Raw genomic sequence first — 19,946 nt, 5'->3', positions numbered from 1 at the left:
ACCCCCTGCCCCGCCTTACTTCTTCTTCATCGCCTCGATCAGCGCCTTGACCTCCTGGCTCCGACCGCTTGGCAGGATCAAGATGTCATTGCCGCTGGCAACGACGATCAGATTGTCGACCCCGACCATGGCGATCCGGACACCATCGCTGCGCACCAGGCAATTGGTCGTGTCGATCGCGATCACTTCGCCTTGATGCGAATTGCCCGCAGCGTCGCGCTCGCTGATGTCCTGCAGCGCGTCCCAGCTGCCGAGATCGCTCCAGCCCATCTTCACCGGCACGACGGCAACGCGCTCGGCCTTTTCCATCACCGCGTAATCGATCGACTCTGCGGGCGAAGCAGCAAAAGCTTCGGCCTCGGGATAGATCCGCTTGCCCTCGTGGCGCGCATTTTCCATCGATGCCTTGCACGCGGTGAGCGTCTCGGGATCATGCTGCGCCAGCGCTTCGAGATAGGAATCGGCGCGGAACAGGAAAATACCACCGTTCCAGGCATGATCGCCAGCGGCGAGCATCGCTTCGGCCGCGTCGCGCGGCGGCTTTTCGACGAACTTGGCGACGCGATGGACCCCGGTCGCCAGTTTCTCGCCCATATGGATATAGCCGTAGCCCGTCTCGGGCGCATGCGGATCGATCCCGAAGGTGACCAGCCAGCCCTGCTGGACTAGCGGCAACGCAGCTTCGATCGCGGCATGGAACGCCGGCACGTCGAGGATCACGTGATCCGACGGCATGATCAGCAGCGCGGCGTCGCCCGACCCCGCCGCGATCGCTGCCAAAGCGATCGCCGGTGCGGTATTGCGCCCGATCGGTTCGAGGATAAGCGCATCGGCCGTGGCGGACGCTGCTTCGAGTTGCTCTTCCACCATCGCTGCATGCTTGGCATTGGCGACGACGATCGGCGCATTGAACCGCGCGCCCTGGGCGCGGCGGGCGGTGAGCTGGAGCATCGTTTCGTCGGAGGTCAGCGCCAGCATCTGCTTGGGCATGGCTGGCGTGGACATCGGCCACAGTCGCGTGCCCGACCCGCCCGATAGGATTACAGGGACAATCGTCTGTGGCTGTGGCATAAAGTTCCTCCTAGGTCGCGGCGCTGTAGCGGCTCGCGCGGCGGAAGGTAATCCCTTGTTCCATCCCGATCCGGCCCTTTTAGCTTTTCTTTGTCAATTTCTGCGACAGCGGCATGCCCGTGTCGGAATCGCTTACATCCCCCGCGCGGGCGCGGACGAGGTCCACCGCTGATGATCAGGTTGTTCAAGCACTATATTCCCAACGCCGTGCTGCTGCTCGGGATGATCGACTTCGTCCTGCTGATCGCGGCGGGGGAGATCGGCTACACGCTGCGGATGGGCCAGTTGCTCATGCCGATGACGCCGATGCAAGCTCGCATCCCGCAACTGCTGACCTTCGCCGCGTCGCTCGAAATGGCAATGGTCGCGGTTGGGGTGTACGGCGCGGGCGCGCTGCAGTCGTTGCGCTACGCGACGGCGCGGCTGCTCGTGGCGATTTCGCTTGGCGTGATCTTCCTGAGCGTCGTTTTCTTCCTCCTGCCGTCGGCGAGCTTCTGGCGGTCCAATCTGTTCTACGCGATGGGGATCGCCGCGCTGCTGCTGATCGCGCTGCGAATCCTCATCGGCAAGCTGATCGGCGGGCAGGCGTTCAAGCGGCGCGTCGTCGTGCTCGGTGCCGGCGCGCGCGCAGCGCGGCTCAAGGCGCTCGCGCAGACGCCGGGCGCGGGGTTCGTCGTCGTCGGCTATATCTCGATGAGCGAGGCCGCGCGCGTCATTCCCGAGGCGATTGCGCGCGATGCGATCTATAACCTCGCCGATCACGTCGTCTTGCTCAACGCCAGCGAAGTCGTGCTCGCGCTCGAGGAACGCCGCAACGCCTTGCCGCTCAAGGATCTGTTGCGAATCAAGACCACCGGCGTCCACGTCAACGAGATCTCGACCTTCCTCGAACGCGAGACCGGCCGAGTCGACTTGCAAAGCGTCAACCCGAGCTGGCTGATCTTCTCCGACGGGTTTTCGTCCGGCCGTGTCTTCTCGAGCCTGTTCAAGCGCGTGTTCGACGTCACCGCGAGCCTTATCCTGCTCACCCTCACGCTCCCGCTGATCCTGCTCACCGCGATCGCGATCAAGCTCGAGAGCAAGGGGCCGGCGTTTTATCGGCAGCGCCGCGTCGGGCTTTACAATGTCGGCTTCGACTGCGTGAAACTGCGCTCGATGCGGATCGACGCCGAGGTCGCCGGGCAAGCCGTCTGGGCCGAAAAGAACGATCCGCGGATCACGCGTGTCGGGCGCATTATCCGCAAGCTCCGGATTGACGAACTGCCGCAGACCTGGTCGGTGCTCAAGGGCGAGATGAGCTTTGTCGGCCCGCGGCCCGAGCGTCCGCAATTCGTCGAGGATCTCGAGCAGCAGCTGCCCTATTACGCCGAACGGCACATGGTGAAGCCTGGAATTACCGGCTGGGCGCAGATCAACTATCCGTACGGCGCGTCGATCGAGGACAGCCGGCAAAAGCTCGAATACGATCTCTATTACGCGAAGAACTATTCGCCCTTTCTCGATCTGTTGATCCTCCTGCAAACGGTCCGCGTCGTGTTGTGGCCAGAGGGCGCGCGATGACGGGCACCGCCACGCTCATCCTGTGGAGCCATGCGCTCGCCGCCTTTCTCTTCGCGGGCGTCGCCGCGTCGCGGCTGCGCGAGCGCGGCAAGGGCCTGCCGCGTTTGCCGCTGGTCTGCGCGCTCGGGCTGACCGCTTTGTGGGCGCTGGCGGTCGCCGGGATCGAAGCGAGCGATGTCGTCACGCGCGTCGCCGAAGGACTGCGCAATCTTGCCTGGCTCGCCTTCATGCATGCGCTCGTACGGCACGACCTACCGGTGCGCGAGCGCCGCGCGATCGGCGTCATCTACGGCGTGGTCGCCCTAGTCAGCGCCGCCGGGATCGGGCTCGCGATCCTAGAACAGGCCGTCGGCGTTACCCTAATTCCGCAAGTCGCCGCCGTGCGCTTGCTTCTGCGCAGCATGGTCGCGATCGTGGCGCTGTTGCTGGTCCATAACCTTTACGCCACCGCCACGCCGCGCTCGCGCGCAGGGTTACGCCTGGTCGTCTTCGCGCTCGGGGCGATGTGGGGCATCGACTTGCTGCTCTATGTTTCGGCTTATATCAGCGGCGGCGCACCGACCGCGCTGACGATCGGGCGCGGTTTCGTGATGGCGCTCGTCGCGCCGGTGCTCGCGGTCGCGGTCCAGCGCAATGGCGAGTGGACGCTGCAAGTCTCGCGCACCGTCGCGTGGCAGACCGTCTCGTTCGCGGTGACCTTGCTCTACGCCGCGGTGATGTTCGTCGCGACCAGCGCGATCGCCTCGATCAGCGGCGACAATGCGCGGCTATGGCAAACCGCCTTCGTCTTCGGTTCGACCGCTGCCGGGGTGACGATCCTGTCGTCGCCATGGGTGCGCGCCTGGGCCAAGGTGAAGGTCTCCAAACACTTCTTCCGGCATCGCTACGATTATCGCGCCGAGTGGATCCGTTTCACCGACACGCTCGGGAAGCCCGACGATGCCGCCTCGCTCGACGCGCGGATCGTCAAGGCGGTCGCCGATCTTACCGATTCTCCCGCCGGGCTGTTGCTTGTGCCCGATGGCGCGGGACTCGGCGTCGGCGCCGGGTGGAATTGGGACGCGCCCAGCGCTGGCGCCGAGGCCGCACTGGTTACGCATCTCGCAAGGACGGGGCGGATCGTCGAACTCGATGCGGTCCGCGCCGATACGACCGACGCGGCGGAAAGCGCGAGCGTACCGATCTGGATGCTCGACTCCGATGGCTGGGTGTTGCTGCCGCTCGTCCATCTCGACCGGCTGCAAGGGGCGATCCTGCTCGCCCGACCGCCGATCGACCGCGCGCTCGACTGGGAGGATTTCGACCTGTTGCGCATCGCCGGACGCCAGGTCGCGAGCTATCTGGCGGAAGAGCGCGCGCAATCGGCGCTCGCCGAGGCCAAGCGCTTCGACGAATTCAACCGCCGCTTCGCCTTCATCCTGCACGACATCAAGAATCTCGTCAGCCAGTTGAGCCTCGTCGCGCGCAATGCCGAGCGCCATGCCGACAACCCGGCCTTCCGCGCCGACATGATCGCAACGCTGCAGGATTCGGCGGGGCGGATGAACGATTTGCTCGCGCGGCTGTCGCAGCATCATCACACGCGCGCCGAGGAGCTTCGCCCGGTCGAGGTGCTCGCGCTCGCCGAACTGGTCGCGGCGCGGCGACGCGCCCAGCATCCGGTCGTGGTGAGCGGCACACCCGTCTTCGCGCACGCCGATCCCTTCCGGCTCGAGCAAGCGCTCGGCCACCTGCTGCAGAATGCGATCGAGGCAAGCCCACCGACCGAACCCGTCACGCTCGCGGTTTCGGGCGATGCCAAGCGCGTATCGATCGCGGTGATCGACCAAGGCTGCGGGATGAGCCCCGCGTTCCTGCGCGAACAGCTCTTCAAGCCCTTCGCGTCGTCCAAGCCGGGCGGCTTCGGCATCGGTGCGTTCGAGGCGCGGCAGCTGGCCGAGGCGATGGGCGGCAGCGTCGCGGTCGAAAGCCGCGAGGGCGCCGGCACGACTTTCCATGTCACGCTCACTGCAGCGCGGACGATCTCGCTGGACCAGGCCGCATGACCGACAAACCCAAATTGCTGATCGTCGAGGACGATCTCGGCCTGCAGCGCCAGTTGCGCTGGGCGTATGAAGGCTATTCGGTCGTCACCGCGGTCGATCGCACCACCGCGCTCGACGCGATCCGCGCCGAGGAGCCCGCGGTCGTCACGCTCGATCTCGGCCTGCCGCCAGACCCCGACGGGACCAGCGAAGGCTTCGCCACGCTTGCCGAAATCCTTCGGCTCAAGCCCGATACCAAAGTGATCGTCGCATCTGGCCACGGCGCACGCGACAGCGCGCGCCAGGCGATCGCCGATGGCGCGTGGGACTTCTATGCCAAGCCGATCGACATCGACGCGCTCGGCCTGATCGTCGCGCGCGCGTTCCACGTCCACGCGCTCGAAGCCGAAAACCGCCGCCTTGCTGCGCGCAGCAGCGGCACCGGACTCGGCGGCATGATCACCGCGAGCCCCGAAATGCTCAAGGTCACGCGCACGATCGAACGCGTCGCGGGTGCCGACGTGTCGGTGATGCTGCTCGGCGCGAGCGGCACGGGCAAGGAACTGCTCGCGCGCGGCCTGCACGATGCCAGCCCGCGCGCGAAGGGCGCGTTCGTCGCGATCAACTGCGCCGCCATCCCCGAGACCTTGCTCGAAAGCGAGCTGTTCGGCCACGAAAAGGGCGCGTTCACCGGCGCGGTCAAGACCACCGAAGGCAAGATCGAACAAGCGCAGGGCGGCACGCTGTTCCTCGACGAAATCGGCGACGTGCCGCTGCCGCTCCAGGTCAAGCTGCTACGCTTCTTGCAGGAGCGCACGATCGAGCGGATCGGCGGCCGCAAGGCGATCGCGGTCGACACACGGATCGTCTGCGCGACGCACCAGGACGTCGACGCGATGGTCGCAGCGGGCACGTTCCGCGAGGATCTCTACTATCGCCTCGCCGAGATCGTCGTACGCATCCCCGCGCTCGCCGAACGCAGCGGCGACGCTGCCCTGCTCGCGCAGCATTTCCTCAAACTCTATGCCGCGTCGATGCGCTCGGGGGTCACCGGCCTCGCGCCCGACGCACGCGCGGCGATCGCGTCGTGGCCATGGCCGGGCAATGTCCGCGAGCTCGAGAACCGCATGAAGCGCGCCGTGATCATGGCCGAGGGCAAGCTCGTGACCGCCGCCGATCTCGATCTTGCCGAGGGTCGCGACGAGCTGCCGCTCAATCTGCGCGCAGCGCGTGAAGGCGCCGACCGCGCGACGATCACTCAGGCGCTGGCGCGCGCCGAGGGCAATATTTCCAACACTGCCAAATTGTTGGGCGTCAGCCGACCGACGCTCTATGATCTGCTGAAGAGCTATGACCTGCATGCATAAGTCCCTGCCGTATCTCCTCGGATCGGTCGCCACGATAGCCGCTGCGGGCCTGCTCGCGGTCGGATGCAGCGCGCCGGCGCGCGCCGATGCCACCACCGCCCGCACCGAGCTCGCGCTGAGCGCGAAGGCGCTCGGAATCGGAAACTACAGTGCCGCGCGCAACCACGCCCAAGCCGCGATCAAGGCGGATCCGAAATCGGGGCTCGCGCATGCGATGCTCGCGCGCAGCTTCGTGTCGGTCGGCGACGGGATCGCCGCAGAGGGCGAAGTCACGCGCGCTCGTGCGGCCGGATTCGATCCGGCCCGCACGCATCATTTGCTCGCACAGGCCTGGCTGCTTCAGGGGCAAGCCAACCGCGCGTTCGCCGAGGCTGGCAAGGCGCCACCGCGCTATGCCGGCTACGCAATTCGCGTCGGCGCTCGCGCCTTGGCGGCGGGGGGCGATCCGGCGCGCGCGCAAGGCGTGCTCGCCACGCTGCTCGCCGATACGCCGAACGACAGCTTCGCCTGGTCCGATCTTGGCCGCATCCAGTATCAGATGGGCAATCTCGCAGGCGCGATCACCGCCGCGCAGCGCGCGACCGCGGCGAACGCCAACAATGTCGAGGCGCTGACGCTGCGCGGCGAACTCGTCCGCGCGCAATATGGGCTGGTCGCGGCGCTTCCGTGGTTCGAGGCCGCGCTCGCGCACGATGCCTATTACGTCCCCGCCTTGATCGAATATGCCGCGACGCTCGGCGAGGTCGGGCGCTATCAGGACATGCTCGCCGCGACGCGCAAGGCGCTCGCCGCGCGCCCGGGCAGCGTGCAAGCACTCTATCTCCAGGCGGTGCTCGCTGCGCGCGCCGGCAAGGACGATCTGGCACGCCAGCTGATGGCCCGCACCAAGGGCCAGCTCGACGCCATGCCCGGCGCGCTGCTGCTCAACGGCACGCTCGCGTACAAGGCCGGCGTGTACCAGCAGGCGATCGATTCCTGGACGCTGCTCGTCGGCCAGCAACCGACCAACATCGTCGCGCGGCGGTTGCTCGGCGCCGCCCTGCTGCGCTCGGGCGATGCGCGCGGGGCGCTCGACATGCTCAAGCCGATCGCGCTCCGGGCCGACGCCGACAGCTATACGCTGTCGCTCGTCGGGCGCGCGTTCGAGCAATCGGGCGAGCGCGACTGGGCGGCGACATATCTCGACCGTTCGGCGCTTCCCGTGCAGGTCGGGTCGACGCCATTCGGCACCGATGACGGTCTGGCCGGACTGAGCCTCGCCGCACACACCGCGCCCGACGAGCCGGTCGCGCAGCTCGGGCTGGTGCGCGGCCTGCTCGAAGCGGGGGATACCGCTGCCGCGCTCGCCAAGGCGCAGAGCCTCGTCGCCCTCACGCCGGGCGCGCCCAGCGCCTATCTCGCGCTTGGCGACACGCTGATGGCGATGAACCGCGCGGGCGACGCCGCCAATGCCTATCGCCACGCGATCGACATCCGCTTCGACGAACCGACGATGCTGCGCACGGTCGATGCGCTCGACCGCGCGGGCCGCCGCGCCGAGGCAGCGAATGTCCTCGCCTTGTTCGTGTCGCAAAACCCGCAGAACATCGCGGGCCAGCGCCTCACCGCGCATTGGCAGATCGCCGGCGGCGATTGGGACGCGGCGATCGAGACGCTCGAAAGCTTGCGGCAGCGGATAGGCAATCGCGACGCGGCTTTGCTCGCCGAACTGTCCTATGCCTATACCGGCGAAGGCGATGCGATGACGGGCGGGGTGTTCGGCAAGGCCGCCTATGCGCTCGCGCCGATGAACCCGGCGACGACCGATGCCTATGGCTGGGCGCTGTACCAGCAGGGCAAGAGCGCGCTGGCTTTGCAACTGCTCGAAAAGGCCGCGTCGATCGCACCCGAGAAGTCGGAACTGCGCTGGCACCTTGGCCAGGCCTATGCCGATCTCGATCGCAATGCCGAGGCCAAGACGCAGATCCGCGCGGCGCTTGCCGATCCGAGCTTCGCGGATCGTGCCGCGGCGCTCGCGGCGCTGAAGGTGCTCGGCTAGCCGCGCGATCGCGGCTGCGGGCATGCCATGCAGAGGCGACGCGCTGGCTCACCTAGCGAAGCGGCCGCCCGCAGTGTAGCAGGCGCGGCATGACCGAGCCCAGCACCGATCCCCTCGCCCGCATCGCCGCCGCGCTCGAACGCCTTGCACCGCCGCTGCCCGCAAGCGCCGATCCGCTCGCGCACCCGGCCTATGTGTGGCGTGGCACAGTGCTCGAACCGGTGCGCGACTTCCGTCCCTTGCCGCTGGAACGGCTCCACGGCGTCGATGCGCAGCGCCGCGCGATGCTCGACAATGCGCGCCATCTGGCGGCCAAGGCCGCAGCGCACGACGTGCTGCTGTGGGGCGCGCGCGGCACCGGCAAGTCCGCGCTGGTCAAGGCGGTGACCGGCGCGGTGCAGGCCGAGGGCGGCGCGCTGGCGCTGGTCGAGATCGTCACCGCGCAGCTCGACACGCTGCCCGCGTTGTTCGCGCTGATCGCCGAGTGCCCCCGCGCGTTCCTGCTGTTCATCGACGATCTCGGCTTCGACGCCGCCGCCGACGGGCGCGCTTTGCGCTCGATGCTCGATGGCGGGGCGGAAGCGCGGCCGGCCAATGCCCGGCTCGTCGTCACCTCGAACCGCCGCCATCTCGTCCCGCGCGAGATGATCGATCAGCCGAATGCGGTGAACCCGCGCGATGCCGCCGACGACGCGCTCGCGCTCGCCGATCGCTTCGGGCTGAGCCTTGGTTTTCACGTGGTCGACCAGGACGGGTATCTGGCGATCGTCGCGAGCTATGCGACGGCGTATGCGTTGCCGTTCGATCCGATGGATGCTGTCGGTTTTGCCACGCGGCGTGGCGCGCGCTCGGGGCGCGTCGCGTGGCATTACATCGTCGAGCTGGCCGGGCGGCAGGGGCGCTCGTTGGGGTAACGGAGTCGCCCCGCCCTCTCCCGCATGCGAGAGAGGCCACGGAGACTTGGTTCGCCTCCTTCAGGCGGACCTAGTCGCAGTCGGTGGGGGCCTTCTGTCGCGCTTGAAGAAGAAGGCCCTCACCCAACCCTCTCCCGCAAGCGGGAGAGGGCTAGGAACGATAGATCGCCCGCAGGCTCACCCCTGCCCTTCGACCATTTCCGCCAGCTCGAGCCAGCGCAGTTCGGCCGCCGTTTTGTCTTCCTGTGCCTGGCCGATCGCCTCCATCAGCCGCTCGAACGCGTCGGGGTCGCGCGTGTAGAGATCGGGATCCTCGAGCAGCGTCTGGTCGCGCGCGATCGCCGCGTCGAGCGCCTCGATCCGCTTGGGCAGCTGCTCGTAATCGCGCTGATCCTTATAGGTCAGCTTGACCTTGGCGCCCGGCGCGGGTGCGGCGGTGGCCGAGACAGCGTTGCGCGCGATCGCGCCGCGCTTGGTCGGCGCCTTCGCCTTGCGCCGACGCTCCCAATCCTCATAGCCGCCCGCGACGACGTCGACCGTGCCCGAGCCGTCGAGCCCGAGCGTGATCGTCACCGTGCGATCGAGGAAGTCGCGGTCGTGGCTGACGATCAGCACGGTGCCTTCATAATCGCCGATCACGTCCTGCAGCAGGTCGAGCGTCTCGAGATCGAGATCGTTGGTCGGCTCGTCGAGGATGAGCAGGTTCGACGGCTTGGCGAATTCGCGCGCGAGCAGCAGGCGCGAGCGCTCGCCGCCCGACAGCGTGCCGATCTTGGCGTCGAGCACGCCGGGCTCGAACAGGAAGTCCTTCAGGTACCCGACGACATGCTTGCGCGAGCCCTGCACCTCGACCCAGTCACCGCCGTCGGCGAGCACGTCGCGGATCGTCTTGTCAGGCTCCATCTTGCTGCGCTGCTGGTCGATGACGATACGCTCGAGCCCCTGCGCCATCTTGATCGTGCCGTGGTCGGGCGCGAGTTCGCCGGTCAGCAGCTTGAGCAGCGTCGACTTGCCCGCGCCGTTCGCGCCGACGATGCCGATGCGATCCTTGCGCGTCACGCGCAGCGTCAGATCGTCGATGATCGTGCGGTCGCCGAACGCCTTGGTGATGTGCTTGGCGTCGATCACCACCTTCGACTTGGCGTCGCCGGTGCCGATCGAGAGGTTGGCGGCCCCCGCCGGGCCGACCATCGACGCGCGTTCGGCGCGCATCTCGACCAGCTTGGTGAGGCGGCCCTGGTTACGCTTGCGGCGCCCGGTGACGCCGCGCAGCAGCCAATGCTCCTCGAGCTTCAGCTTGGCGTCGAGCTTCTCGGCATTGCGCGCCTCGTCGGCATAGACCGCTTCGGTCCACGCATCGAAGCCGCCGAAGCCGATCTCGGCACGGCGCAGATTGCCACGGTCCATCCACAGCGTCTGCTTGGTCAGCTTGGTGAGGAAGGTGCGGTCATGGCTGATCACGACGAACGCGCCGCGGAAGCGCTGGAGCCATTCCTCGATCCATTCGATCGCGCCGATGTCGAGATGGTTGGTCGGCTCGTCGAGCAGCAGCACGTCGGGGTTCTGCGCGAAAGCGCGGACGATCGCAGCGCGGCGGCGTTCGCCGCCCGAGGCCTTGGCGGCCTCGCGGGTGAGATCGATGCCGAGCTGGTCGGCGATCGCTTCGGCCTCGTGCTGGCGCGGGGCGTCGTCGCCGCCGAGAACATAATCGGCGAGCGTCGTGCAGCCGGTCATTGCCGGCTCCTGTTCGAGCAGGATCACGCGCGTGCCGGGGACGATCGTGCGGCGGCCTTCGTCGCTGTCGATCTTGTTGCCGAGCAGCTTCATCAGCGTGGTCTTGCCAGCGCCGTTGCGGCCGATCAGCGCGAGCCGATCGCGCGGGCCGATATGGATGTCGAGGTTCCGAAAGAGCCATCCGGAGCCCTGGATGACGCCGAGATTTTCGTATGCGAGGATTGGTGCTAATGCCATGGCCGCGCGGCCTAGCGATTAAGCGTGGGTAAATCGAGGCTAAAGCGCGGGCGCGGGTGAGGCCGCATGAAGCGCGGTCCGCTCGAGCAGGATCCTAGCCGTCACCCCGGCCTTGTGCCGGGGTCCACCGGGCCGCGCGGGCATCGTGACGAATTGCGGTTTGTGCCCGCTGCTTGGTGGACCCCGGCACGCGGCCGGGGTGACGACGACTGGCTCTGGCGAGGAAACGGACGGTGCGCCCCGCCGCGGCAAAGCCGCGTCGTCGGACGGGTTCGCTGGCGCGACCCGCCGTCCGGCCTTGCGCGGGTCAGCCGGGCGTGGCCGGCTGCCGCGCTTCGGCTCATTCACAGGCTGTTCAATCCTGCGCCCCTATGCAAAGCCGATGTCGATGCTCGTAACCGTCTTGTTGGGACTGGCCACTGCCACCGCCCCGCCCCCGCTGGCGGGCGCGGGGCTGCAACATGTCGATCAACGCGAAGCGTGGCGCGCGCGGCGCGAGGGCCGCATCCTGCCGATCCGCGAGATCGAGGGGCGCGTGCTGCCGACGATGCGTGGCAGCCAGTATCTCGGCTTCGATTTCGACGCCGACCGCGGGATTTACACGCTCAAGTTCCTGCGCGATGGAACCGTCATCTGGGTCGAGGTCGACGGCCGTACCGGCCAGATCATCGGCCGCACCGGCAATTGAGCGCGTCCGCGCTCGTAAAGGGAACACAGACATGCGCGTATTGATCGTCGAGGACGAACCGAGCCTGGGCCAGCAGCTCAAGGCCACGCTGGAAGGCGCCGGCTATGCAATCGACCTCGCCACTGATGGCGAGGAAGGGCATTTCATGGGCTCGACCGAGAATTACGACGCGATCATCCTCGATCTCGGCCTGCCCGAGATCGACGGGCTGACCGTGCTCGACCGCTGGCGCAAGGAAGGCCGCACCGCCCCCGTGCTCGTGCTCACCGCGCGCGACAGCTGGTCGGACAAGGTCGCCGGGCTCGATGCCGGCGCCGACGATTATGTCGCCAAGCCGTTCCAGTCGGAGGAACTGATCGCCCGCCTGCGCGCATTGATCCGCCGCGCCTCGGGCAATGCCTCGTCCGAACTGACCGCGGGCGGCGTCCGCCTCGACACGCGCAGCGGCAAGGTCACGCTCAACGGCGAGCCGGTCAAGATGACCGCGCAGGAATACAAGCTGCTCAGCTATCTGCTCCACCACAAGGGCAAGGTGGTCAGCCGCACCGAGCTGATCGAGCATATCTACGACCAGGATTTCGACCGCGATTCGAACACGATCGAAGTGTTCGTCACGCGTATCCGCAAGAAGCTCGGGCAGGACGTGATCACCACGATCCGCGGGCTTGGCTACAGCCTTGAAGACCCGGATGCCTGACCGTGGCTGAAGCCGACGCGTCCGACCTAATAGCGCCGCCGCTGCCCGCGCTCGAGGGCGATGCGCATCCGGCGATCCCGGTGCGCACCACGGGGTCGCTGTCGCGCCGGATGATCCTGATCGCGGCGGGCTGGATCCTGCTGCTGCTCGCCGGCGGCGGGTTCGCGCTCGACCGCGTGCTGACCACCGCGATCACGCGCAATTTCGACGACCAGCTCGAATATGTGCTGACCGCCTTGATCGTCTCGGCCGAGATCGGGCCGCAGGGCGAAGTCCTGTCGAATCGCGAGCTCGCCGATCAGCGCTTCATCGAGCCAAATTCCGGCCTTTACTATCAGATCGGCGCGCCGGGCCAGGAACCATATGCGTCGCGCTCGCTGTGGGATCGGCGGCTGGCCTATGGCGGCAAGCACAACGATCTCGGCGTCCATGCCTATGACAGCAAGCAGTTCGTCGATCCCAAGGCGGAGAATCCCGAACGGCTGCGGATCGTCGAGCGCGACGTCACGCTGCCGGGGTCGAAGGTGCGCTGGCGCTTCCAGGTCGCGCAAAATCGCGACGGGCTCGACGCGCAGATCAAGGTGCTGCGCAAGACTTTGGTGCGCAGCTTCGCCCTGCTCGGCTTCGGGCTGATCGTGATGGCGGGTCTGCAGACCTTTTACGGGCTGTGGCCGCTGCGCAAAGTGCGCGAGGAGATCGCGCGGATGCGCGCTGGCAAGGCACGCCAGATCGAGCGGCCGATGCCGATCGAGGTCGCGCCGATGGTCGAAGAACTGAACGCGCTGATCGCACATAACGAACGCCAGGCCGAGGAAGCGCGACGTCACGCCGGCAACCTCGCGCATGCGCTCAAGACGCCGCTCACCGTGATCATGAACGCCGCGACCGCCGAGGCTAACGATCTCGGCGAGACCGTCGTGCGCGAGGCGCGGACGATGCGGCGGCAGGTCGACCACCACCTCGCCCGCGCCCGCGCGGTCGGGCGGCGCGGGTCGGCGCACAGCCGGGCGGACGTCTGGCCGAGCCTCGAATCGGTCGAGCGCGCGGTCGGCATCCTCTATCGCCACGTCCGCATCGACAGCGACGGGCCAAAGGATCTGCAAGTCCATGTCGAGCGGCAGGATCTCGACGAGATGCTCGGCAATCTGATCGAGAATGCCGCGAAGTACGGCGGCGGATCGGTGTTCGTCACCGTCTCGAAGCATTCGGGCTTCGTCGAATTCCTGATCGAGGATGACGGCGTCGGCATCCCCGAGGAACAGCGCATCCGCATCTTCGACCGCGGCGTGCGGCTCGATTCGGGCAAACCTGGCACGGGGCTCGGCATGGCGATCGTGCGCGACGTGGCGGAGATCTACGAGGGCACGGTGTCGCTGGAAGAGAGCGAGGATCTCGGCGGGTTGCTGGTACGGTTGCGGTTGCCTGCGGCGAACTGAGTGCTGCGCTTGCCTAGCGAAGAGGCAGCTGCCAGAACCGCTTCCGGGCAGTCAAATCGGGTTGGGGTGACGACGTGCGGGGATCGTTTTATTTCGCTGTAGCAGCGGCCTCCACGATGCTCGTGGCACCGGCCTTCGCCCAGGACTGCGTGCCGCAACGCGCGCCAGTCGCCTTGGCGCTTCCCAGCGTGACGACCGCGGGTGAACTCGTAACACCGCCTGCCGGGATCGCGCGGCGCGGCGTGGTCGTGCTGTTCCCCGGGTCCGATGTTGCGGACATGGACGGTGCTATCGAGGGGCCGAACCATACGATCACCTCGCGGCCGATGCTTCAGGTCGCCAATCGCCTTGCGTGCGCCGGAATCGTCTCGTTCCGCTACAACAAGCGCTATGTCACCGGGCCGACGACCGTGGACCGCGCCAAGTTCGACACGTTGAACGGATCCGATCTCGCAGCCGACGGCCGCGCCGCGGTGGCATTGGTCACGGCGCGCCCGGAAGCGCGCGGCCTGCCGCTCGGCCTGGTCGGGTGGAGCGAGGGCACCACCGTCGCGATGGCGGTCGCGAGCGGGGAGCCGGCGGTTCGCGCGGTGGCGCTGATGGGCCCGGTCGTCGACACGCCCGCCCATGTGGCGCAGGCGCAATATCAACGCATCGGCAAGCCCTATCTCGCGCGCTTTGCGGTCGACGGTGCGCTAGATGCCGATGCGATCGCGCGCGCCGATGCCGGCCCCGGCGGGGATCTCGCGCACATCTTCGTTCGCATGTTCCGCGGTTTTCGGCCCGGCGAACGCGTCAATCCGCTGCTCGACACCAACCGCGATGGGCGGATCAGCTTTGCCGAGGCCGATCCGATCCTGGCCTCCTGGTATGCCGACGGTCCCGAGAGTGGGCTCGGGATCGCCGCGACGGCGCGCTCGCTCAAAGGGGTTGCCGACGCCTTCCCGGCGACCAATGCGCGGATCCTGCTCCTGCAGGGGTTGAACGACTCGATGATCGCGCCCGACGCGGCGCAGGCGTTTGCACGCCGCCCCGAAGCGCGTGCGCGCGTCACGTTGATCGGCTATCCGGGGCTTGGCCATTCGCTCGGCACCGCAGCGTCGGCGCAGACCGACACGCTATTACCCGTCGCCCGCAAGCCGCTCGATGACATGGCGAAGTGGTTCGGTCAGGCGCTGCGGTCGTAAAGCGCCCTCGCCTCACTCGTTCCCCAATAACCCGCCGAGCAGCCCGCCGACCACCGCGCCGGCTGCACCACCGCCGACCAGCCGCCCGATCCCCGCGCCCGCTGCCGCGCCGCGCTCTTCCTTCCCCGGCAGATGGCGCGCGACCTCTTCCGCCAGATTCATGATCGGCATCGATTGCAGCCAGACTTTGCCCGGCCCGGTCAGCGTCGCGAGGAACAGGCCCTCACCGCCGAACAGGATGTTGCGGAAGCCGCGCACCATCTGAATGTCGGTCGAGACGGTCGGCTCCTGAATGCCGATATGCCCGGCATGGACGCGGAGGCGCTCGCCGGGGGCTAGGTCCTTCTCGATCACTTCGCCCGACAGGTCGAGGAACACGGTGCCAGGGCCAGTAACGCGCTGGAGGATGAAGCCCTCGCCCGCGAACACGCCGGCGCCGAGGCGCTGCTGGAAGGCGATGTCGAGCGACACCGAATATTCGGCGCAGAGGAAGGTCTCCTTGCGGCAGATCAAGGACTCGCCGGCGCGGAGGTTGCGCGCGATGATCTTGCCGGGGAAGCGCGGGGCGAAGGCAACGTGCGCGGTCTCGTCGGCGATATATTCGGTGATGAAGATGCTGCCGCCCGACATCGCGCGCTTGAGGCCCGCGAACAGCCCGCCGCCGGTGTGCGTGTCCATCCGGATGCCGTCGCTCATCCACGCCATCGCGTGCGTCTGGCTGACGATCCGTTCACCGCGATCGAGATCGATCGAGACGGTCTGCATTACGGTGCCGGCGATGTCGTAGCGCATGGTTGGAGAGGCTCTTGCTGTGGTGCACTGACGTAACACAGCAAGGGGAGCGATGGAATACTACGCCCCTCCCCTCGTCACCCCGGGCTTGTCCCGGGGTCCACCGGGCCGCGCACGCTCCAGCGGCATCCCGCGCATCGCGGTGGGCCCCGGCACAAGGCCGGGGTGACGGAGGGGGGCCGTCCGCGCGCATGCCGAACCAAGTCCGGCGTGAGCGGCTTTACGCCGCGATGGCGACGTCCTGCATCGCTTCCGCGGTGATCGTCAGGCTGCGCTTGCGCGCTTCGTGATCGTAGATCGAACTGGCGATCATCAGCTCGTCGACGCCGGTACGGGCGACGAACGCGGCGATCTCGCGCGCGACCTTCGCGGGGCCGCCGACTGCCGAGCACGACAGGACGTGATCGAGGATCGCGGCCCCTTGCGCGCCGAGGCTCTCGCGATAGCCCGCGACGGGCGGCGGAAGCTGGCGCGGGTTGCCGGTGCGCAGCGCGACGAACGCCTGTTGCTGCGAGCTCGCCAGCAACTCGCCCTGCGCATCGGTATCGGCGGCGAAGACGTTGAAGCCGGCCATGACGTGCGGTTTGGCAAGCGCGGCCGAGGGGCGGAAGGTGCGACGGTAGATGTCGATCGCCGCCATCAGCGAATCGGGCGCGAAGTGCGACGCGAAGGCATAGGGCAGCCCGAGCATCGCGGCGAGCTGCGCGCCGAAGGTGCTCGAGCCGAGAATCCACAGCGAGACGTCTGCACCGGCGCCCGGCGTCGCGACGATGCCGGTCTGGCCGTCGTTTGCGAAATAGCTCTGCAGCTCGACCACGTCGCGCGGGAAGGCGTTGGCGTCGGTCTCGAGATTGCGGCGCATCGCGCGCGCGACGATCTGGTCCGAGCCCGGCGCGCGGCCGAGGCCGAGGTCGATCCGGCCGGGGAACAGCGCGTCGAGCGTGCCGAACTGCTCGGCGATCGCGAGCGGGGCGTGGTTGGGCAGCATGATCCCGCCCGCGCCGACGCGGATCGTCGAGGTGTTCGCGGCGATGTGGCCGAGCACGACCGAGGTGGCGGCGCTGGCGATGCCGGTCATGCCGTGATGCTCGGCGGTCCAGTAGCGGTGGAAGCCGTTGCGCTCGGCGTGCTTTGCGAGGTCCGCGGCGTTGGCGAGCGCCTGGGACACGGTGCCGCCTTCGATGACGGGGACGAGATCGAGCAGGGAATATTGGGTCATGTTAGGGATGTGGGGAGGACGGCGGTCGTTTCAAAGCCCCTCCCCTGAAGGGGAGGGGTTGGGGTGGGGAAGTCAAAAGCGCCGGCGTCTCTGCGAGGCACGCCCCACCCCCGTCCCCTCCCCTTCAGGGGAGGGGCGAAGATGCGTCTCCGCCTTGCCCCTACGTCCCCTCCCGCTTAGAGCCACCGCATGGACCCACGCCTCGCCCATATCCGCACCTGGATCTTCGATCTCGACAACACGCTCTACCCCTCGAGCGCGCGGCTGTTCGACCAGATCGATGCGCGGATGACGGGGTATATCGCCGACAAGTTCGCGGTCGACCATGTCGAGGCGCGCCGCATCCAGAAGGGCTATTTCCACGCCCACGGCACGACGCTCGCCGGGCTGATGGCCGAGCATGACGTCGACCCGCATGCCTTTCTCGACCATGTCCACGACATCGAGATGGACGTGCTCGAGGAGAACGCCCCGCTCGCCGCCGCGATCGCCAAACTGCCGGGGCGCAAGCTCGTCTTCACCAATGCCGACACGCCCTATGCCAGCAAAGTGCTGGCCAAGCTCGGGCTCGGCGAAAGTTTCGAGGCGATCCACGACGTCCATGCGATGGACCTAATCCCGAAGCCGCAAGCCTCGGCCTATGCCGGGCTGTGCGCGGCGTTCGATCTCGACCCCGCGACCTGCCTGTTCGCCGAGGACATGGCGCGCAATCTCGCGCCCGCGAAGGCGATCGGCATGACGACGCTGTGGGTCGACAATGGCTCCGAACAGACGCCGGGCGGCGAGGACCGCTCCTTCATCGACTTCACCTGCGCCGACATCACGGCGTGGCTCCACGACCATACGGGGGATATATGAGCGACCTGCAGCAGACCATCGACGGCGCGTGGGACGCGCGCGACACGATCAGCTTCGCGACCAAGGGCGATGTGCGCGACGCGGTCGAGCAGGCGCTGCTCCAGCTCGATTCGGGCGCGATGCGCGTCGCCGAGCCGACCGGGGACGGCGGCTGGCAGGTCAATCAGTGGCTCAAGAAGGCGGTGCTGCTGTCGTTCCGGCTCAACGACAACAGCCTGGTCGAGGGCGGCGCGGGTGGCGCACCGGCGTTCGACAAGGTGCCGTCGAAGTTCGCCGGCTGGGGTGAGGCCGAGTTCCGCGCAGGTGGCTTCCGCGTCGTTCCCGGTGCGGTTGCGCGGCGCGGGAGCTTCATCGGCAAGGGCGCAATCCTGATGCCGAGCTTCGTCAACATCGGCGCCTATGTCGGTGAGGGCACGATGGTCGACACCTGGGCGACGGTCGGCAGCTGCGCGCAGATCGGCAAGGGCGTGCATCTGTCGGGCGGCGCGGGGATCGGCGGCGTGCTCGAACCGCTCCAGGCCGACCCGGTGATCATCGGCGACGGCGCGTTCATCGGCGCGCGGGCCGAGGTCGCCGAGGGTGTGCGCGTCGGCGAAGGTGCTGTGCTGTCGATGGGCGTGTATCTCGGCGCCTCGACCAAGATCATCGACCGCGCAACCGGCGAAATGTTCCGCGGCGAAGTGCCGCCCTATTCGGTGGTCGTGCCGGGCTCGACCGGTGGCGGCGACGGCAAGCCGGCGCTGTATTGCGCGGTGATCGTAAAGCGCGTCGACGCGCAGACGCGCTCGAAGACCAGCATCAACGAACTGCTGCGCGACTGACGGCTCCTCCCCTCCCTGGAAGGGAGGGGATCGAGGGGTGGGTTGCTCTCAATGGGAACGTTACGCCCGCCACGGGCCGACCCACCCCCAACCCCTCCCTTCCAGGGAGGGAAGAAGGTCAGTCTCGACAACGTAACGCGCCCCGCCTAGTCCCTCCCCAAACAAGAGGATGCTTCGTCAATGACCACCACCGCTTCCAAAACGCTCGATCGTGTTCTCGTGCTCGAAATGGTCCGCGTGACCGAGGCGGCGGCGATCGCCGCTTCGACGCTCACCGGGCGCGGCGACGAAAAGGCGGCGGATGCGGCGGCGGTCGACGCGATGCGCACCGCGCTCAACTCGCTCTACATGGACGGCACCGTCGTCATCGGCGAAGGCGAGCGCGACGAGGCGCCGATGCTGTTCATCGGCGAGAAGGTCGGTTCGGCGATCGGCAAGGGCCCGAAGATCGATATCGCGCTCGATCCGCTCGAAGGCACGACGATCTGCGCCACCGCCGGGCCGAACGCGCTCGCGGTGCTCGCGATCGCCGAGGAAGGCGGGCTGCTCAACGCGCCCGACGTCTATATGGACAAGATTGCGTGCGGCCCGGGCTATCCCGAGGGGATCATCGACCTCGACAAGTCGCCGACCGAGAACGTCACCGCGCTGGCGGCCGCCAAGGGCGTCAAGCCATCCGAGATCATCGCCTGCGTGCTCGATCGTCCGCGCCACGCCAAGATCATCGCCGAGCTGCGCGCACTCGGCTGCGGCATCATGCTGATCGGCGACGGCGACGTGGCCGGCGTGATCGCGACGACCAACCCCGACACGACGATCGACATCTATATGGGTTCGGGCGGCGCCCCCGAGGGCGTGCTCGCGTGCGCGGCGCTGCGTTGCGTCGGCGGGCAGTTCAAGGGCCGCCTGCTGTTCCGCAACGACGACGAGCGCGCGCGTGCCGCCAAGTGGGGCGTGACCGACCTCGACAAGCAGTACGACCTGACCGAGCTGGCACGCGGCGACTGCATCTTCGCGGCGACCGGCGTGACCGACGGCTCGCTGCTCGCCGGCGTGAAGCGCAAGGGGCACATCATGACGACCGAGAGCGTCGTGATGCGCGCAAGCTCGGGCACGGTGCGCTGGGTCAAGGGCGAACACCGGATCTGAGGCGCGCCTAAGCCCCTCCCCTGAAGGGGAGGGGCTAAGAACCAATTCGTCACCCCGGGCTTGTCCCGGGGTCTACCGTGCCGCAGACTTGCCGCGAGAGCTTTTGCGGCACGGTGGACCCCGGCACGAGGCCGGGGTGACGTTTGGGGGTTGG

At 67.7% G+C, this 19,946-nt stretch carries 16 protein-coding genes; 12 read left to right on the top strand and 4 right to left on the bottom strand.

Annotation, left to right across the window (positions count from 1 at the left end):
- Nucleotides 1-15: 15 nt before the first annotated feature.
- Nucleotides 16-1,071, bottom strand: coding sequence for a mannose-1-phosphate guanylyltransferase/mannose-6-phosphate isomerase (locus ACP7C5_RS09965; protein ID WP_322162625.1), 1,056 nt, complete (start codon nucleotides 1,069-1,071; stop codon nucleotides 16-18).
- Between the two features lie 171 nt (nucleotides 1,072-1,242).
- Between ACP7C5_RS09965 and ACP7C5_RS09960 the strand changes: the two genes are divergently transcribed.
- The 5 genes from ACP7C5_RS09960 (at nucleotide 1,243) to ACP7C5_RS09940 (ending at nucleotide 8,974) form a co-directional block, all read left to right on the top strand.
- Nucleotides 1,243-2,631: a TIGR03013 family XrtA/PEP-CTERM system glycosyltransferase gene (locus tag ACP7C5_RS09960; RefSeq protein WP_133186576.1), complete on the top strand. Its 1,389-nt coding sequence runs from the start codon at nucleotides 1,243-1,245 to the stop codon at nucleotides 2,629-2,631.
- Nucleotides 2,628-4,676 carry an XrtA/PEP-CTERM system histidine kinase PrsK gene (prsK, locus tag ACP7C5_RS09955; protein ID WP_426264113.1) on the top strand — a complete coding sequence of 683 codons (2,049 nt, stop codon included), beginning with the start codon at nucleotides 2,628-2,630 and terminating at the stop codon, nucleotides 4,674-4,676. Before ACP7C5_RS09960 ends, prsK begins: the two co-directional genes overlap by 4 nt.
- Nucleotides 4,673-6,022, top strand: coding sequence for a PEP-CTERM-box response regulator transcription factor (gene prsR / locus ACP7C5_RS09950; protein ID WP_133186572.1), 1,350 nt, complete (start codon nucleotides 4,673-4,675; stop codon nucleotides 6,020-6,022). The genes prsK and prsR overlap by 4 nt, the downstream gene beginning before the upstream one ends.
- Entirely contained in the window at nucleotides 6,015-8,060 is a 2,046-nt protein-coding gene (locus ACP7C5_RS09945; protein ID WP_426264112.1) for a tetratricopeptide repeat protein, read from the top strand. Before prsR ends, ACP7C5_RS09945 begins: the two co-directional genes overlap by 8 nt.
- 89 nt (nucleotides 8,061-8,149) lie before the next feature.
- The gene (locus ACP7C5_RS09940; protein WP_426264111.1) at nucleotides 8,150-8,974 is read left to right on the top strand and encodes a DUF815 domain-containing protein; all 825 of its coding nucleotides are present in this window, start codon (nucleotides 8,150-8,152) and stop codon (nucleotides 8,972-8,974) included.
- Nucleotides 8,975-9,151: 177 nt separating this feature from the next.
- On the opposite strand, the gene ACP7C5_RS09935 is transcribed toward ACP7C5_RS09940, so the two are convergent.
- Complete coding sequence (locus ACP7C5_RS09935; RefSeq protein ID WP_189675782.1) at nucleotides 9,152-10,945, bottom strand: ABC-F family ATP-binding cassette domain-containing protein; 1,794 nt, start codon at nucleotides 10,943-10,945, stop codon at nucleotides 9,152-9,154.
- A gap of 382 nt (nucleotides 10,946-11,327) precedes the next feature.
- Here ACP7C5_RS09935 and ACP7C5_RS09930 point away from each other — a divergent pair, with 382 nt between their 5' ends.
- The 4 genes from ACP7C5_RS09930 (at nucleotide 11,328) to ACP7C5_RS09915 (ending at nucleotide 14,953) form a co-directional block, all read left to right on the top strand.
- The gene (locus tag ACP7C5_RS09930) at nucleotides 11,328-11,633 is read left to right on the top strand and encodes a PepSY domain-containing protein (protein ID WP_133186564.1); all 306 of its coding nucleotides are present in this window, start codon (nucleotides 11,328-11,330) and stop codon (nucleotides 11,631-11,633) included.
- Between the two features lie 31 nt (nucleotides 11,634-11,664).
- The gene (locus tag ACP7C5_RS09925) at nucleotides 11,665-12,330 is read left to right on the top strand and encodes a response regulator transcription factor (protein WP_010183547.1); all 666 of its coding nucleotides are present in this window, start codon (nucleotides 11,665-11,667) and stop codon (nucleotides 12,328-12,330) included.
- A gap of 110 nt (nucleotides 12,331-12,440) precedes the next feature.
- Nucleotides 12,441-13,766, top strand: a complete 1,326-nt coding sequence (locus ACP7C5_RS09920) for a sensor histidine kinase (protein ID WP_416194524.1) — start codon at nucleotides 12,441-12,443, stop codon at nucleotides 13,764-13,766.
- A gap of 116 nt (nucleotides 13,767-13,882) precedes the next feature.
- A complete protein-coding gene (locus ACP7C5_RS09915) occupies nucleotides 13,883-14,953 on the top strand; it encodes a serine aminopeptidase domain-containing protein (protein ID WP_426264110.1) in 1,071 nt (356 codons plus the stop codon).
- A 12-nt stretch (nucleotides 14,954-14,965) separates the two neighbouring features.
- Here ACP7C5_RS09915 and ACP7C5_RS09910 read toward each other — a convergent pair whose 3' ends face one another.
- Together ACP7C5_RS09910 and ACP7C5_RS09905 are read right to left on the bottom strand one after the other, a co-directional pair.
- Nucleotides 14,966-15,745: a TIGR00266 family protein gene (locus ACP7C5_RS09910; RefSeq protein WP_426264109.1), complete on the bottom strand. Its 780-nt coding sequence runs from the start codon at nucleotides 15,743-15,745 to the stop codon at nucleotides 14,966-14,968.
- 220 nt (nucleotides 15,746-15,965) lie between these two features.
- The gene (locus ACP7C5_RS09905) at nucleotides 15,966-16,964 is read right to left on the bottom strand and encodes an LLM class flavin-dependent oxidoreductase (RefSeq protein ID WP_426264108.1); all 999 of its coding nucleotides are present in this window, start codon (nucleotides 16,962-16,964) and stop codon (nucleotides 15,966-15,968) included.
- Between the two features lie 189 nt (nucleotides 16,965-17,153).
- On the opposite strand from ACP7C5_RS09905, the gene ACP7C5_RS09900 reads away from it, so the two are divergent.
- The 3 genes from ACP7C5_RS09900 to glpX all read left to right on the top strand — a co-directional run bounded on the left by ACP7C5_RS09900 (nucleotide 17,154) and on the right by glpX (nucleotide 19,792).
- Complete coding sequence (locus ACP7C5_RS09900; RefSeq protein WP_426264107.1) at nucleotides 17,154-17,822, top strand: pyrimidine 5'-nucleotidase; 669 nt, start codon at nucleotides 17,154-17,156, stop codon at nucleotides 17,820-17,822.
- Nucleotides 17,819-18,643 (top strand): 2,3,4,5-tetrahydropyridine-2,6-dicarboxylate N-succinyltransferase, encoded by an 825-nt coding sequence (gene dapD, locus ACP7C5_RS09895; RefSeq protein ID WP_426264106.1) that lies wholly within the window; start codon nucleotides 17,819-17,821, stop codon nucleotides 18,641-18,643. Before ACP7C5_RS09900 ends, dapD begins: the two co-directional genes overlap by 4 nt.
- 180 nt (nucleotides 18,644-18,823) lie before the next feature.
- Nucleotides 18,824-19,792: a class II fructose-bisphosphatase gene (gene glpX, locus ACP7C5_RS09890; RefSeq protein WP_133186552.1), complete on the top strand. Its 969-nt coding sequence runs from the start codon at nucleotides 18,824-18,826 to the stop codon at nucleotides 19,790-19,792.
- Nucleotides 19,793-19,946 lie beyond the last annotated feature (154 nt).

The organism is Sphingomonas sp. PWP1-2 (assembly GCF_049898305.1).
In the GTDB taxonomy this organism is placed as follows: domain Bacteria; phylum Pseudomonadota; class Alphaproteobacteria; order Sphingomonadales; family Sphingomonadaceae; genus Sphingomonas; species Sphingomonas glacialis.
This window is presented reverse-complemented; position numbering and strand designations above follow the sequence as displayed.

Excerpts from the sequence above, each read along its gene's own strand:
- ACP7C5_RS09910 (WP_426264109.1), bottom strand. The coding sequence starts at position 15,745 with ATGCGCTACGACATCGCCGGCACCGTAATGCAGACCGTCTCGATCGAT.
- ACP7C5_RS09915 (WP_426264110.1), top strand. The coding sequence starts at position 13,883 with ATGCTCGTGGCACCGGCCTTCGCCCAGGACTGCGTGCCGCAACGCGCG.
- ACP7C5_RS09935 (WP_189675782.1), bottom strand. The coding sequence starts at position 10,945 with ATGGCATTAGCACCAATCCTCGCATACGAAAATCTCGGCGTCATCCAG.
- ACP7C5_RS09920 (WP_416194524.1), top strand. The coding sequence starts at position 12,441 with ATGATCCTGATCGCGGCGGGCTGGATCCTGCTGCTGCTCGCCGGCGGC.
- ACP7C5_RS09965 (WP_322162625.1), bottom strand. The coding sequence starts at position 1,071 with ATGCCACAGCCACAGACGATTGTCCCTGTAATCCTATCGGGCGGGTCG.
- ACP7C5_RS09900 (WP_426264107.1), top strand. The coding sequence starts at position 17,154 with ATGGACCCACGCCTCGCCCATATCCGCACCTGGATCTTCGATCTCGAC.
- prsK (WP_426264113.1), top strand. The coding sequence starts at position 2,628 with ATGACGGGCACCGCCACGCTCATCCTGTGGAGCCATGCGCTCGCCGCC.
- ACP7C5_RS09940 (WP_426264111.1), top strand. The coding sequence starts at position 8,150 with ATGACCGAGCCCAGCACCGATCCCCTCGCCCGCATCGCCGCCGCGCTC.
- ACP7C5_RS09905 (WP_426264108.1), bottom strand. The coding sequence starts at position 16,964 with ATGACCCAATATTCCCTGCTCGATCTCGTCCCCGTCATCGAAGGCGGC.
- ACP7C5_RS09925 (WP_010183547.1), top strand. The coding sequence starts at position 11,665 with ATGCGCGTATTGATCGTCGAGGACGAACCGAGCCTGGGCCAGCAGCTC.
- dapD (WP_426264106.1), top strand. The coding sequence starts at position 17,819 with ATGAGCGACCTGCAGCAGACCATCGACGGCGCGTGGGACGCGCGCGAC.
- ACP7C5_RS09960 (WP_133186576.1), top strand. The coding sequence starts at position 1,243 with ATGATCAGGTTGTTCAAGCACTATATTCCCAACGCCGTGCTGCTGCTC.
- ACP7C5_RS09930 (WP_133186564.1), top strand. The coding sequence starts at position 11,328 with ATGTCGATGCTCGTAACCGTCTTGTTGGGACTGGCCACTGCCACCGCC.
- glpX (WP_133186552.1), top strand. The coding sequence starts at position 18,824 with ATGACCACCACCGCTTCCAAAACGCTCGATCGTGTTCTCGTGCTCGAA.
- ACP7C5_RS09945 (WP_426264112.1), top strand. The coding sequence starts at position 6,015 with ATGCATAAGTCCCTGCCGTATCTCCTCGGATCGGTCGCCACGATAGCC.
- prsR (WP_133186572.1), top strand. The coding sequence starts at position 4,673 with ATGACCGACAAACCCAAATTGCTGATCGTCGAGGACGATCTCGGCCTG.